At 67.1% G+C, this 14478-nt stretch carries 12 protein-coding genes; 6 read left to right on the forward strand and 6 right to left on the reverse strand.

All coding sequences use genetic code 11. The features are described from left to right. The first annotated feature begins 132 nt into the window (after positions 1 to 132). The 5 genes from gudD to ACQR0U_RS10740 all read left to right on the forward strand — a co-directional run bounded on the left by gudD (position 133) and on the right by ACQR0U_RS10740 (position 6518). Complete coding sequence (gene gudD / locus ACQR0U_RS10720; RefSeq protein WP_434843184.1) at positions 133 to 1488, forward strand: glucarate dehydratase; 1356 nt, start codon at positions 133 to 135, stop codon at positions 1486 to 1488. Positions 1489 to 1541: 53 nt separating this feature from the next. Further along, a complete protein-coding gene (locus ACQR0U_RS10725) occupies positions 1542 to 2990 on the forward strand; it encodes an aldehyde dehydrogenase family protein (protein ID WP_315713556.1) in 1449 nt (482 codons plus the stop codon). A gap of 147 nt (positions 2991 to 3137) precedes the next feature. Then, positions 3138 to 4679, forward strand: a complete 1542-nt coding sequence (gene garD / locus ACQR0U_RS10730; protein ID WP_434843185.1) for a galactarate dehydratase — start codon at positions 3138 to 3140, stop codon at positions 4677 to 4679. Between the two features lie 174 nt (positions 4680 to 4853). Then, the gene (locus ACQR0U_RS10735) at positions 4854 to 5648 is read left to right on the forward strand and encodes a class II aldolase/adducin family protein (protein ID WP_434843186.1); all 795 of its coding nucleotides are present in this window, start codon (positions 4854 to 4856) and stop codon (positions 5646 to 5648) included. A gap of 291 nt (positions 5649 to 5939) precedes the next feature. Further along, positions 5940 to 6518, forward strand: coding sequence for a hypothetical protein (locus ACQR0U_RS10740; protein ID WP_434843187.1), 579 nt, complete (start codon positions 5940 to 5942; stop codon positions 6516 to 6518). 719 nt (positions 6519 to 7237) lie between these two features. Here the strand turns inward: ACQR0U_RS10740 and ACQR0U_RS10745 are convergent. Then, positions 7238 to 8686 (reverse strand): PLP-dependent aminotransferase family protein, encoded by a 1449-nt coding sequence (locus ACQR0U_RS10745; protein WP_434843188.1) that lies wholly within the window; start codon positions 8684 to 8686, stop codon positions 7238 to 7240. A gap of 64 nt (positions 8687 to 8750) precedes the next feature. Between ACQR0U_RS10745 and ACQR0U_RS10750 the strand changes: the two genes are divergently transcribed. Next, entirely contained in the window at positions 8751 to 9473 is a 723-nt protein-coding gene (locus tag ACQR0U_RS10750) for a pyridoxamine 5'-phosphate oxidase family protein (RefSeq protein WP_434843189.1), read from the forward strand. 323 nt (positions 9474 to 9796) lie between these two features. Here the strand turns inward: ACQR0U_RS10750 and ACQR0U_RS10755 are convergent, their stop codons facing one another. Genes ACQR0U_RS10755 through ACQR0U_RS10775 form a run of 5 tightly spaced genes read right to left on the reverse strand, consistent with a single transcriptional unit; the run spans position 9797 to position 14475 of the window. Further along, complete coding sequence (locus ACQR0U_RS10755; RefSeq protein WP_316184107.1) at positions 9797 to 10843, reverse strand: ABC transporter substrate-binding protein; 1047 nt, start codon at positions 10841 to 10843, stop codon at positions 9797 to 9799. Continuing rightward, a complete protein-coding gene (locus ACQR0U_RS10760; RefSeq protein ID WP_434843190.1) occupies positions 10840 to 12012 on the reverse strand; it encodes an NAD(P)/FAD-dependent oxidoreductase in 1173 nt (390 codons plus the stop codon). The genes ACQR0U_RS10755 and ACQR0U_RS10760 overlap by 4 nt, the downstream gene beginning before the upstream one ends. Beyond that, complete coding sequence (locus ACQR0U_RS10765; protein WP_434843191.1) at positions 11996 to 13390, reverse strand: FAD-dependent oxidoreductase; 1395 nt, start codon at positions 13388 to 13390, stop codon at positions 11996 to 11998. Before ACQR0U_RS10765 ends, ACQR0U_RS10760 begins: the two co-directional genes overlap by 17 nt. Next, entirely contained in the window at positions 13383 to 13676 is a 294-nt protein-coding gene (locus tag ACQR0U_RS10770; protein ID WP_315713565.1) for a (2Fe-2S)-binding protein, read from the reverse strand. Before ACQR0U_RS10770 ends, ACQR0U_RS10765 begins: the two co-directional genes overlap by 8 nt. Positions 13677 to 13680: 4 nt before the next feature. Beyond that, positions 13681 to 14475, reverse strand: a complete 795-nt coding sequence (locus ACQR0U_RS10775; protein WP_315754392.1) for an ABC transporter permease — start codon at positions 14473 to 14475, stop codon at positions 13681 to 13683. Positions 14476 to 14478: the final 3 nt, after the last annotated feature.

Here is a 14478-nt window from a genome sequence, read left to right on the forward strand (position 1 = left end):
CCGCAAGGCCTTGAACCCGGAATCTCGGAGTTGATGGATAAGAAGAGACGCAAGCCAATCTCTGGATTCCGGGTTCAGCCCTGACGGGCTGCCCCGGAATGACGGAGATAGGAAGAAGACCGGGAGGAGCACATGAGTCACGCAGCCACCAGCACCGGAATCTCCGGTGCGCCGGTCGTCACCGGCATGGAGGTCATTCCGGTGGCCGGCCGTGACAGCATGCTGCTCAATCTCAGCGGGGCGCATGGGCCGTTCTTCACCCGCAACCTCGTCATCCTCACCGACAATGCCGGCCACACTGGCGTCGGCGAGGTGCCCGGCGGAGAGAAGATCCGGCAGACGCTGGAGGATGCGAAGAGCCTGATCGTGGGCAGGAGCATCGGCGCCTGTAACACCATCCTCGCCACGATGCGTACCGCCTTCGCCGACCGTGACGCCGGCGGCCGCGGCAAGCAGACCTTCGATCTGCGCGTCATGATCCATGCGGTGACCGCAGTCGAATCCGCGCTGCTCGACCTGCTCGGCCAGCATCTCGGCCTGCCGGTGGCGGCCCTGCTCGGCGAAGGCCAGCAGCGCGCCTCCGTCGAGGCGCTCGGCTATCTGTTCTTCATCGGCGACCGCAAGAAGACCGACCTGCCCTACGCCACCGGCGAGCGCGAGAAGGACGGCTGGTATACGCTGCGACATCAGGAGGCGATGACGCCCGAAGCTGTGGTGCGGCTCGCCGAGGCGACGCACGAGGCCTATGGCTTCGCCGACTTCAAGTTGAAGGGCGGCGTGCTCCGAGGCGAGGCCGAGATCGAGGCGGTGACCGCCATCGCGAAGCGCTTCCCGCAGGCGCGGGTCACGCTCGATCCCAACGGTGCCTGGTCGCTCGATGAGGCGATCCGGCTGTGCAAGGACATGCACGGCATCCTGGCCTATGCCGAGGACCCGTGCGGCGCCGAGGCCGGCTTCTCCGGCCGCGAGATCATGGCGGAGTTCCGCCGCGCCACGGGCCTGCCGACCGCCACCAACATGATCGCCACCGACTGGCGGCAGCTCAGCCATGCGCTGCGGCTCGGGGCGGTCGACATTCCCTTGGCCGACCCCCATTTCTGGACCATGCAGGGCTCGGTGCGCGTCGCCCAGACGTGCCGCGACAATGGCCTGACCTGGGGTTCACACTCCAACAACCATTTCGACATTTCGCTGGCGATGTTCACCCACGTGGCCGCCGCTGCGCCGGGCAAGGTCACCGCCATCGACACCCACTGGATCTGGCAGGACGGCCAGGCGCTGACCAAGGCGCCGCTGCAGATCAAGGGCGGCAGGATCGCCGTGCCCGAGCAACCCGGGCTCGGTGTCGAGGTTGACCGCGGCGCCATCGAAAAGGCGAATGCGCTGTACAAGAGCCACGGGCTCGGTGCACGCGACGACGCCGTCGCAATGCAGTATCTGATCCCCGGCTGGACCTTCGACGACAAGCGCCCCTGTCTCGTGCGATGACGGGGGCGATCGGTTAGATTGTCCGAGCAATCGCGCAAAGTCTGGAGAACAACATGAACGCGATCCTCAAGAATTTCATTGCCGGCGAGTGGGTCGACGGCAGCGGGGTGACCCGCAACATCAATCCGTCCAACACCAACGATGTCGTCGGCGAATACGCCAAGGCCGACAAGGCGCAGACAGAGAAGGCGATCGCCGCCGCCAAGGCCGCCTTCCCGGCCTGGTCGCGCTCGACGCCGCAGGAGCGCTATGACGCGCTCAACAAGATCTCGGCGGAGATCCTGTCGCGCAAGGAAGAGCTCGGCCGCCTGCTGGCGCGCGAGGAGGGCAAGACGCTGCCGGAGGGCATCGGCGAGGTCGCCCGTGCCGGCCAGATCTTTGCGTTCTTTGCCGGCGAGGCGCTGCGCCTCACCGGCGAGAAGGGCGCCTCGGTCCGTCCGGGCCTCGACGTCGAGATCACCCGCGAGGCCGTCGGCGTCGTCGGCATGATCACGCCCTGGAATTTCCCGATCGCGATCCCCGCCTGGAAGATCGCGCCCGCGCTCTGCTACGGCAACACGGTCGTGTTCAAGCCGGCGGAGCTGGTGCCCGGCTCGGCGCATGCGCTGTCCGAGATCATCGCGCGCTCCGGCCTTCCCGCCGGCGTCTTCAACCTCGTCGTCGGCTCCGGCTCGGTGGTCGGCCAGACCCTGCTCGAGCATCCGGATGTTCACGCGATCTCCTTCACCGGCTCGGTCGGCACGGGGCGCAAGATCGCGCAGGCCTGCGTGCTGTCGAACCCGATGAAGAAGTTCCAGCTGGAGATGGGCGGCAAGAATCCGATGGTCGTGCTCGACGATGCCGACGTCAAGGTCGCGGTCGAAGCCTGTGTCAACGGCTCCTATTTCTCGACCGGCCAACGCTGCACGGCGTCCTCGCGCCTGATCGTCACCGAGGGCATCCACGACAAGTTCGTCGCGGCGATGACCGAGCGGCTCAAGGGCCTCGTGGTCGATGACGCCGTCAAGCAGGGCACCCATATCGGCCCGGTGGTCGACGCCAACCAGCTCGAGCAGGATCAGCGCTATCTCAAGATCGGCCAGGACGAAGGCGCCAAGCTCACCTGGGGCGGCGAGCTGCTCAACCGCGAGACGCCCGGCTTCTACATGCAGCCAGCGCTGTTCACCGAGGCCACCAACGCGATGCGCATTGCCCGCGAGGAGATCTTCGGACCGGTCGCCTGCGTCATCCGCGCCAAGAACTACGACGAGGCGCTGGCGATCGCCAACGACACCGAGTTCGGCCTCGCGGCCGGCGTCTGCACCACCAGCCTGAAATACGCCTCGCACTTCAAGCGCAACAGCGAGGCCGGCATGGTGATGGTCAATTTGCCGACCGCCGGCGTCGACTACCACGTCCCGTTCGGCGGCCGCAAAGGCTCGAGCTACGGCGCCCGCGAGCAGGGCTCCTACGCGCGGGAGTTCTACACGACGGTGAAGACGGCCTACACCTTCCCGGTGTGAGCCTCGTCCGCCGTGAGCTAACAGACGGGCCGCATCGACGGTCCACTCCCTCTCCCCGTTCTTACAGGGAGAGGGGATGAAAGAAGCAAGTAGGCAGGCACGGCGCTCCGCGCCTTTGCCCACCCACCGGAGCGGAACGGAGCCAGCATGAACCAGCAGGTCGTCGCCAACCAGGAGCCCCGCATCATCAAGCTCAACGCGCGCGACAACGTCGCGATCGTGGTGAACGATTTCGGCCTGCCTGCCGGCACCAAATTTCCCGATGGCCTGACGCTGAGGAGCTTCGTCCCGCAGGGCCACAAGACCGCACTGGTCGACATCGCCGAGGGCGCGCCGATCGTCCGCTACGGCGAGATCATCGGCTATGCGAAGTCGCCGATCGCATCCGGCGAATGGGTGGACGAGGCTCGCATCGACATGCCTGAGGCCCCTGCCCTCGATCAGCTCGAAATCTCCACCGCGGTGCCGGCGCCGCTGCCGCCGCTCGAAGGCTACACCTTCGAAGGCTATCGCAATCGCGACGGCTCGGTCGGCACCCGCAACGTGCTCGGCATCTCGACCTCGGTCCAATGCGTCAAGGGGACGCTCGAATTCGCGATCAAGCGCATCAAGAGCGAGCTGCTGCCGAAGTACCCGAATGTCGATGACGTCGTCGCGCTCACCCACGCCTATGGCTGCGGTGTCGCGATCACGGCGCCAGATGCCGTGGTGCCGATCCGAACCCTGCAGAACCTCGCACTGAACCCGAATTTCGGCGGCGAGATCCTGGTCGTCGGCCTCGGCTGCGAGAAGCTCGCGCCGGAGCGGCTGCTGCCGGAGGGCACTGAAGACTCGATCGTCCGCATGCAGGACGAAGCCTTCGACGGCTTCGGCGCCATCGTCGACGCCATCATGACCCAGGCCGACCGTCGCCTCGCCGACCTCAACAAGCGCACCCGCGAGACCTGCCCGGCGTCCGATCTCGTCATCGGCCTGCAATGCGGCGGCAGCGATGCGTTCTCTGGCGTCACCGCCAACCCTGCAGTGGGCTTCGCGGCGGACCTGCTGGTCCGTGCCGGCGCCACCGTGATGTTCTCGGAGGTGACCGAGGTTCGCGACGCGATCCAATTGCTGACCCGGCGCGCCATCAACGAGGACGTCGGCCGCGCGCTGATCCGTGAGATGGACTGGTACGATTCCTATCTCGCGCGCGGCGGCGCCGATCGCAGCGCCAACACGACGCCCGGCAACAAGAAGGGCGGCCTCGCCAACATCGTCGAGAAGTCGCTGGGCTCGATCGTGAAGTCGGGCTCCGGTCCGATCCACGGCGTGCTGGCGCCGGGCGAGAAGGCCAGGCAAAAGGGCATGCTGTTCGCGGCGACGCCGGCCTCCGACTTCATCTGTGGCACCTTGCAGCTCGCATCCGGCATGACCTTGCAGGTGTTCACCACGGGCCGCGGTACGCCCTACGGCCTTGCGGCGGCGCCCGTCATCAAGGTCGCGACCCGCAGCGAGCTGGCGCGGCGCTGGAAGGATCTGATCGACTTCGACGCCGGCCGCATCGCTACCGGCGAGATGACGATCGAGGAAACCGGCTGGGAGTTGTTCAAGCTGATCCTCGACGTCGCCTCCGGTCGCACCAAGCCATGGTCGGACCGCTGGGGCATCCACAACGATCTGACCTTGTTCAATCCGGCTCCGGTGACCTGAGGGAGGGCTCACCCTGCCATGCCAATTGCCTCGCTCAAACCTCTCCCCGTCGTTGCGAGCGAAGCGAAGCAATCCAGGGTCCCAGCCACCATCCTGGATTGCTTCGCTTCGCTCGCAATGACGCGTATGTTGAAGCAACGAGCCTAGACAACGAAGGCCGGGAGGAAGAGCCAGATGTCCAGCTTCAGCCGCTTCGCCGCGATTGCCGTAGCAGCCTTCCTCCTCTCCGCCGGCCCTTCCCGCGCCCAAGACGCCATCCCCGGCGTTCCCCGCGAGTTGCTCGAGGACATCGCGACCGGCAGCCGCATCCTCGCCGATCTCGGCGTCGTCGACGCCTTCGGCCATGTCAGCGCGCGGCATCCCACCAATCCGCACCACTTCCTGATGGCACGCTCGATCGCGCCGGCGCAGGTCACGGCCAATGACATCATGGAGTTCGACGAGAACGGCGAGCCGGTCGATGCGAGGAACCGCGCGGTCTTCCTCGAACGCTTCATCCATGCCGAGGTCTACAAGGCCCGTCCGGACATCAACGCCGTGGTACACACGCATTCGCCGGGCGTCGTGCCGTTCAGCGTCAGCCATACACCCTTGAAGCCGCTGTATCACAACGCCGCCTTCCTCGGCACCGGCGCGCCGGTGTGGGACATCGGCAAGGAGTTCGGCGCCACCAACATGCTGGTCAGCAACAATGTGATCGGCAAATCGCTGGCGGCCACGCTTGGCGACAAATCGGTGGTGCTGATGCGCGGCCACGGCGACGTCGCGGTTGGACCGTCGGTCAAGGCCGCCGTGTTCCGCGCCTATTACACCGACGTCAATGCGAAGCTGCAGGCGCAGGCGATCGGGCTCGGCAGCGACGTCACCTATCTCAGCGCCGAGGAGGCCGCCAAGGCCGACGCAGTCAACATGGTGATCATGGACCGCGCCTGGGCGCTGTGGAAGCAGAAGGCGCAGTCGGCGAAATAGTCCCGGAGATTGAAGATCATTCCGGGGCAGCGCCGCCCCGGATTCCTGTGACGCGCCGAGCCCGCTGCACCGCGCCTTCCGTCTCGACATGGAGCGCGAGCGAGTGCGCGGCGTGCGCACGGAACTTTCCATTCCTTTTGCGGTATCGACCGACCACCCGTGCCGTACAGCGCCGGGCTTGCGCTGGCGCGATGTACGCTGCCGCCCTGGCGTCCGACCTCTTTTTGCCGCAAAGCTGACACATCGCTTAACCTCTCGCGCCGTCATGATTCCTCCAGGCTCACCCCGCGGATGCCCCTGCATTTTCCTCGTCTTGCTGCCGTTGCGCTCGGTCTCTTCCTGGGTACGCCCTGCCTGGCTCAGCAGCCGATGCCGGTGACGAGCTCGCCGGAGGAGCGGCCCGACATCGATCTCTACGCGCTGATGTCCGGCACCTGCCGGACCGCGAAGGTCGACGGCCGCGAATTTTCCTGCAAGACGGTGGCGTTCTTTCACAGCGAGAAGGGGCGCGCCCATTTCACCGTCGCGCTCGACGATCCCGCTGACGAGAGCCACATCATCGCGTTCTCCGGCATCAATGGCCGCAGGTCGATCCAGAACGTCTACGAACTGCCGATCGACAGGATGCTGCTGAATTCCAAGCATCGCCCGAAGGTCGATGGCATTCCGGTGCCGGTGACGAAGAGCTCGGCCGGCATGTGCCGTCAGGTCGGCAACTTCGCGATGCTCAAGGTCACGAGCGTGACCTGCTCCGCCAAGGACGACAGCGGCCGCGCCTATGAGCTGCAGTTCGTCTCCGACGGCACGCCCATCACCTTGCGCCGGGTGCGCCAGACGATGACGAACGCCGAGCACAATCCCTATGAATGAGCGCGTCGCGATTGCGGCGACCGCGCGCATCCGCGTCGCCTGACGCGCATCTGCTCCAATCCGCATCTCGAACAGCCATGAACATGAGGGCGCGTTCTCGCGGCAGATGATGCCCGAGGCTTACGATCCGTCTCGCCCTCGGAAGTGCAAAGGGCGCAGGGAATGCCGGGTGAAGGCCCCACCCATGGCCCGCCTGCGAAAAAAATGCAGGCGGCAGGTACCACAGGCAAAGCCGGTTCAACCCGGCATTCCCTGCGCGATGGTCTTCACGCTTATACGCAGTCTCCCTGGTGCGCCGGGCTTGTTGGCCACCATTGCGACAATGCGCTTGCGCGCACTGCGCGTGATACCAGCATCGGGGTATCAGGACGCTGCGACTTCACGTCCGCGTATTGCCGTTCGTCCGCACGCTTGACAAGCATGCTGCGGCAACAGCGCGGCCATCGCATCCCCACCTCGCGTGTCGTGACGATCGCGCGCTACGCCCCTCTGCGGTGAGGCGGGATGCGCTACCAAAGCACGATTTTCGAAAAAACGAAAGAGAAAAATGCAGGCGCGCGATCGGTCGTCAAGAGCGCGTTGAACGAACTGAACAAAATCCAGACCGGCGCGTTGCGCGCGACACGCAAGCGGAGCCTCTGTGTAGATTCCCGGAAGCTCATAGCCCTGCTGATTTGCCCGACGTGCCGGCTCGGCCACACTCGCGGCATCGATGATGCTCAGCGGCGGCGCGCCGCCGCGCCCAGGATGTCCTGGGTGGCGCGCCCGAGCCGCCTGGCGGCATCGGCGAGATCCTTCGCTGCAAAGCCCGAATAGCCCAGGATGAAACCGTCGGGCCCGCGCTGCACGATCCGTGCATCCGACAACAGCCGGCATTCGATGCCGGCCCGGTCGCGGATCAGTTTCGCCGTGCCCTTCGGCGCTGCCGGCGGCAAGGTCGCCAGCAGATGCAGTCCTTGCGACGGCGCGGCCAGTTGCAGGCTGCCTTTGCCGTGCTTGGCGAGCGCCTCGGCGACGACGTCGCGCGCCTGGCGATAGCGCGGGCGCAGCCGCCGCATGTGGGCTGCGAGCACGCCGTCGGCCATCAGGTCGGCCAGAGCGTCCTGCATGAAGGCCGGCGGAAACCGGTCCTGCGCCGCGCGCGCTGCGACGACCCGCGCGACCAGCCTCGGCGGCACCACGAGGTAGCCGAGCCGCAGTCCCGCGAACAGCGTCTTGCCGAAGGTGCCGAGATAGATCACGCGCTCGCCGCCGATGCCGGCCAGCGCGGTCAACGGCGGGCCGGCGAAGCGGTACTCGCTGTCGTAGTCGTCCTCGAAGATGTAGGCGTCCGCCCTGCGCGCCCAGTCGAGCAGCGCGATGCGCCGCGCCATGCTCATCGCAACGCCGGTCGGAAACTGATGCGATGGCGTCACGTAGGCGGCCTTGGCCGCCATGTACGCCGCCTCGCCCGAGCTCACTATGATTCCTTCATCATCGACGGGCACCGGGACCAGCTTCGCGCCGGTCGTGCTCAACGTATGGCGCGAGGCGACATAGCCGGGATCCTCGAACCAGACGGGATCGCCCGGCGCAAGCAACGCGTCGATGCATAGCCGCAGGCCATGCTGGGTGCCGCTCACGATGAGAATGCAGCTTGGGTCGCAGCGTACGCCGCGATTGGCGGCAAGGTAGTGCGCGACCTGGCTGCGCAGATGCAGGCTGCCGCGCGGATCGCCATAGCCGAGCTCATCCGGCGCGGCGCGGGCGATGCGGCGCCGGCTGGCCGCGGCGAGTCGCCGCAAGAGCACGGGATCGACCAGCGTGCAGCCGAGCGCGAACGGCCGGCGCGGCGGAATGCGAACATCCAGCTCGGCGACCGGCGCGGCGACCTGCGGTGCGGGCAGCCGTGCCGCGACATAGGTGCCGGCGCCGTGGCGCGCCTCGACCAGGCCGTCCGACAGCAGCGCCTCATAGGCTGTGACGATCGCATTGCGGCGGACGCCGAGCTGCTCGGCGAGCCCGCGCGTCGAAGGCAGACGAAGGCCGGGCGCGAGCAGGCCATCTACGATGCCGGTGCGCAGCGCGCCGTGCACCTGCTGCGACTGGCTGCGGATGGTGCGGTCGAGGTGGATCGGCAGCGCCAGCACGTCGTCTCGGCGCCGCGAAGTGGTTGGCTGCTTTCGCATCGAAGTGGAACTCCCGGCAACCACTTTGCCATGGCATGACGTCGACGGAAACAGGAGACTGACGATGTCCGAACAACAGATGCCGAGCTATCCCGTCGACGACACCAACCGGGTCAAGCGGCGGCATCAGCGCGCCCACTACGATCATGCGACCGTCCATGCCCTGCTCGACTCCGCAACGCTGTGCCACGTCTCCTATGTCATCGACGGCCAGCCCTATTGCACGCCGACGCTGTATTGGCGCGAGGAAACGACGCTGTATTGGCATGGGTCGAGCGCCAGCCGCATGTTGCGCAGCCTGTCCGAGGGACAGCCGGCCTGTCTCACCGTGACCCATCTCGACGGCCTGGTGCTGGCGCGCAGCGCCTTCCATCACTCGGCCGACTATCGCTCGGTGATGGCGTTTGGCCATGCCCGGCTGATCGAGGATCCGGCGGAGAAGGAGCGAGCGCTGGTGATGATGGTCGATCGGCTGTTTCCCGGCCGCACGGCGAGCCTGCGCCCGACCACGGAGCAGGAGCTCAAGGCCACGTCGGTCGTGACCATGGAGATCGAAAAGGCATCGGCGAAGATCCGCGCCGCGGGCGTCATCGACGATGAGGAGGACTACGCGCTGCCGATCTATGCCGAGCGCATTCCTGTGCACACCCTGATCGGGCCGCCGGAGCCCGATGGCCGGTTGCTGCCGGGCATCACCCGTCCCGCGACGCTGTCAGGTTTCAGCGCTGGACGGCGGCTCGATGAGGCGCTGACGGAGGCGTATGCGACGAGCTATCCGGCGGGGTAATGCGCGTAGCTACCACGCGATCCGAGGGTGCCTTGCGCAACCCTGGATCGCCTCGTCGCTACGCTCCTCGCAATGACGATCGGAGCAGGCGTAGCGCCACTTTCCGTCATCGCCCGGCTCGACCGGGCGATCCGGTACGCCGAGACGGCTGTGATGGCATCGAGAGCAACGGCGGACTGGATATCCCGCTTTGGCGGGATATGACGATGGAACTGCAAACGCGCTGGCTCCCCGGCCGTCATCGCGAGCACCAGCGAAGCGATCCAGGGCCGCATGAAAGGTCTGAATCGCTTCGCTCGCAATGACGACGGAACGAAGCCTGCCTACCGCTCGATCATCCTGTTCCAGCGCGTATTCCATTCCGGGCGCCTGGCGTTGATGACGTCCCAGTCGAGCGTGATCGCGCTCTTCATGTAGCCGTGGAAGGTCGCGAGCTTCTGCTCGGCCGCCGGCGTCGTGGCTTTCGCGGTGGTGTTGGACGGCACGATGTTGCCGGCCGCCAGCGCCTTGGCCTGCGCTTCCGGCGACAGCAGATAGGCGGCGAGCTTCTGCGCCAGCTCGGATTCGGAGTTGTTGGCGATGACGCATTCGGCGACCATCAGCACGACCGAGCCTTCCTTCGGCTGCGCGTATTCGACAGCGATGCCCTTCTCCTTCAGGGTCGACACGGCGGTCGGCGTCAGCGGGAAGATCGCGGCCTCGCCGGTCTGCACCATCTCGGAGATCTTGGCCGAGTTCGGAATGTATTCGAGCACGTTCTTGCCGATCGTGTCGGGAAACGCCTTGAAGCCCGGCTCGACATTGGCCTCGCTGCCGCCGTTGATGCGGTTGACCATCAGGAAGGCGTGCAGGCCGAAGGTCGAGACCGAGGCCGACTGGAACACGACCTTGTCCTTGAACTTGGGATCGGCGAGATCGAGCCAGGAGGTCGGCGCCGCCCAGCCTTTCTCGTCGAACAGCTTCTTGTTGTAGGCAAGGCCGGTCATGCCGATGTCGATGCCGGCGGCGATGTCGTCCTTGAGTCGCGCGAACGGCTCGAGCTGGCCGAGCGCCTCGCTCGGCTTCAGCTTCTCGCACAGACCAAGGCCGGCGGCGCGGATCATCACGCCGTCGTCGAGAAACATCACGTGCATCTGCGGCTTGTCTTTGGCCGCGATCGCCTTGGCGAGGATCTCCGACGAGGTGCCGGGCACGACGACGATCTTGACGTCGTTGGCCTTCTCGAAGTCCGGAAACACCGCCTGCGTATAGGTGCGCTCGAAATTGCCGCCGTTCATGCCGACATAGAGCGTCTTGGTTTCCGCATGCGCGGCCGATGCAGCGAGCATGAGTGCAAAGGCTGGGCCGAGCGTGGCGCGAGCATCGATCATGGCGAGGTCTCCTTCGATCCTGTCGTCATTGCTGCTTGAGAGGCATCGCCCGGCTGCGATGCAGGTGAGAAACGGGTGATGGCGAAAGGGACGATCGGCGTCGAGGTTTCGCCGTCGCGCACCAGCTCGGCCAGCACCTCGCCGACCCCCGGCGCGATCTGGAAGCCGGCGCCGGAGAAGCCGAAGGCGTGAATCAGTCCCGGCGTCGTCGCGCTCGGCCCGATCACCGGATTGCGGTCGGGCATCGTCGCCTCGGTGCCGCTCCAGAACCGGATCGCCTGGGCATGGCGCAGCGGGCCGAACAGCTCGCTGGCGCGCTGCATGATGGCAAGCACGCCGTCGCTGCGGGGGCGCGAATAGTCGGGATCGGCGAGCGGCGCGGCGCGTTCGCCGCCGACGACGACGTTGCCGCGCGTGACCTGCCGCGCGTAGATGCCGCCGCCCTCGATGCCGATGTTGACGCCGAGAAATAGATCGAGCGGCTCGGTCACGATCATCGACGGATAGGTGCGCTCCAGCGGCACGGGCTCGTCGAACGCGCGCGCCAAGCCGTCGGCCCAGGCGCCGGCGCTGTTGATCACGGTACGCGTCCTGATGGCAACGTCGCCGGCCTCGATCACGAAGCCCTCGAATGTCCTGGTGGCGCCTGTGACCTCCGTGTTCTCCAGCACCTCGGCGCCGGCGCGACGCGCCGCTGCGGCGAAGGCGGTGGCGACCAGCCGGGGATTGGCGTGGCCGTCGCCGGGACAGAATGAGCCGCCCACGACGCCGCCCGCGATGCCGAAGCGCTCGTGCAGTTGATTGTGGCCGATCAGCTCGAGAGCGAGCCCGAACGGCGCGACCTCGGCGGCGTAGCGCTCCAGGCTCGCCATGTCCGCAGGCGTCCGCGCCAGCTTGAGATGGCCGGAGCGCAGGAACTCGCCGTCGATGCCGATGAGCTGCGCGAGCCGCGGCCAGATTGCATGCGCGCGCTGCGACAGCGGCAGTTGCTCGGGCGGGCGGCCCTGGCGGCGCACGCCGCCATAGTTCACGCCGCTCGCCTGAGCGCCGCAGAAGCCCTTGTCGAGCAGCGTGACGGAGAAGCCCATGCCGCGCAGCGCCAGCGCGGCGGAGCTGCCGACCAGCCCGCCGCCGACGATCGCGACATCGCAGTCAATGCGCCGGGTCATGCTGCCTCTCGTCGAGGGACAGACTCACGGCCACCGGGATCGGCTTGATCGGCGCCTGCGCGCGCAGCCGGCCGACGGCGCCGACGTCGCGGCGTGTCTGCGCAGCCAAGAGCTCCGCGGCGGCCACGCCGCACATGCGGCCCTGGCAGCGGCCCATGCCGATGCGCGTCACCGCCTTCAGACGATTGATCTCGGTGAGCGAGAAATCCCTGATCGCGCGCCGCGCCTCGCCGGCATCGATCTCCTCGCAGCGGCACAGCAGCGTGTCATCGGCGATGTCGCCCGCCCAATGCGATGGATAGGGAAAGGCGGCTTCGAGCCCATCGCGCAGCCGGTCGATCCGCGCCAGCGCATGTTCGAGGGCGGTAGCGCGCATCGAATCATGCGGCAGGCCACGATCCTCCAACAATGCCAGCGCGGCCCGCTCGCCGGCGGATTCCGCGGCATCGGCGCCGGCGATGCGGGCGCCGTCGCCGGCGAGGTACACGCCCGCGATGCTGCTGCGGCCACCGGCGTCGCGAACCGGACGATGCGCGCCGTCGCGCGCATCGAAGCGAAAGGCGCAGCCGGCGAGATCAGCAGCCTGAGTCTCCGAGCGCAGACCGAGGCCGTAGCCGACGCCGTCGCAACTGATCGCGTGTTCGCGCCCGCCGGCCCGATAGACGATGCGCGCCACCCGGCTCTCGCCCTCGATCCGAAGCTGGGACACGCCAGACCGCACGCGCGTTCCGCGCAGCGTCAACTCCACCGCCATGCGCAATCCACGCAGCACGATGCCCGGCGCGAGCGGCAACGCGCGCAGCAGATTGAGCTTCGCAGACAAGGGCGCCGCGTCGAGCACGGCGGCGACGTCGACGCCGGCCTTCATGTATTGCCAGGCGACCAGATAGAGCAGCGGGCCGGAGCCAGCGAACACCACGCGCCGGCCGATCGCACAGCCCTGCGCCTTCAGCGCGATCTGCGCGCCGCCGAGCGTAAACACGCCCGGCAGGGTCCAGCCGGGGATCGGCAGCACGCGATCGGTCGCCCCGGTCGCGAGGATGAGTCCATCATAATTGATGCGATGGCTGATGCCGTCGCGGAGAATGGCGGCCGCGCCGTCGCGCAGATTCCACAGCAGCGTGTTCGACTGATAGTCGATTGCGGTGCCGAGCGCCGCAAAGTCGTGATGCAGCCGCGCGGCCTTCGAAGCCTCCGAGCCGTAGCGCGCCGTGGCATCGCGGCCGTCGGGACTCAGCGGCTGGCGATAGATCTGGCCGCCGCAGGCGTGGCCTTCATCGACCACGATCGGCCGCAGGCCGGCCGCGACCAATGTCATCGCGGCGCGGATGCCGGCCGGGCCGGCGCCGACGATCAGGGGAGATGCGCGCTCAGCCATGGCCGCGCCCTCGTCGTGTGATGATGTCCATGCCTTCGGTAAGCGGCGTCGTGCAGGCGCGCAGCCGCTCGCCGCTCGCGAGCTGCACCCAGCAGTCCTGGCAGGCGCCCATCTGGCAGAAGCCGGCCCGCGGCGCGGCGGAAAACTCGCTGTAGCGAAGCCGGTCGACCTGGCAGAGCATGGCCGTCAGCACGGTGTCGCCGGCGCGGCCGTCGCAGGGCACGCCATCGATCGTGAAGGAGATGACGGCGCTGTCGTTGCGGACGAGGCGATGCAACAGCGGCATGGTGTCAGCCTTGGCCCACGAGGATCTTGTCGAGGCCGAAGATGCGGTCGAGCAGCAGCATCGCCGCCGCCGTCACCGCGATCATCAGCGCCGATACGGCGGCCATCATCGGGTCGATCGATTCGGTCGCGTACATGTACATGCGCACCGGCAGGGTGATCGTGGCGGGCGAGGTGATGAAGATCGACATCGTGAGCTCGTCGAAGGAGTTGATGAAGGCAAGCAGCCAGCCGCCGGTGATGCCGGGCAAAATCATCGGCACGGTAATGCGGCGGAACACGATCCAGCCGGAAGCGCCCAGGGTCACCGCCGCCTGCTCGGCGCTGCGGTCGAGGCCGGACAGGGCGGCCAGAACCAAGCGGAGCACATAAGGCGTGACGACGACAATGTGACCTGCGGTCAGCCACAGCAGGCTGCCGGTGGCGCCGAGCAGCGCGAACAGCCGCAGCAGCGCAACGCCGAGCACGAGATGCGGGATCATCAGGGGCGACAGGAACAGCGCGTTCAGCGCCGCGCGGCCGCGGAAGTCGTAGCGATCGAGCGCGAGGCCGGCGGCGACCGCGAGCACGACCGCAATCGTCGCGGCTGTTGCCGCAACCCACAGGCTGTTGAGGAAGGAGGCGACGAAATCCGGATGCGCGAACACGGCTGTGAACCAGCGCAGCGAGACCTGCGTGGTCGGCAATGTCAACGTGTTGGCTGGCGTGAACGCGACGAGGCAGATCACGATGAGCGGCGCCAGCACGAAGCCAGTAACGAGCGCATGAAAGACCAGGGCGATCGGACCGTTGTGGCGCATGCC

It is taken from the genome of Bradyrhizobium sp. HKCCYLRH3097 (assembly GCF_051167875.1).
In the GTDB taxonomy this organism is placed as follows: domain Bacteria; phylum Pseudomonadota; class Alphaproteobacteria; order Rhizobiales; family Xanthobacteraceae; genus Bradyrhizobium.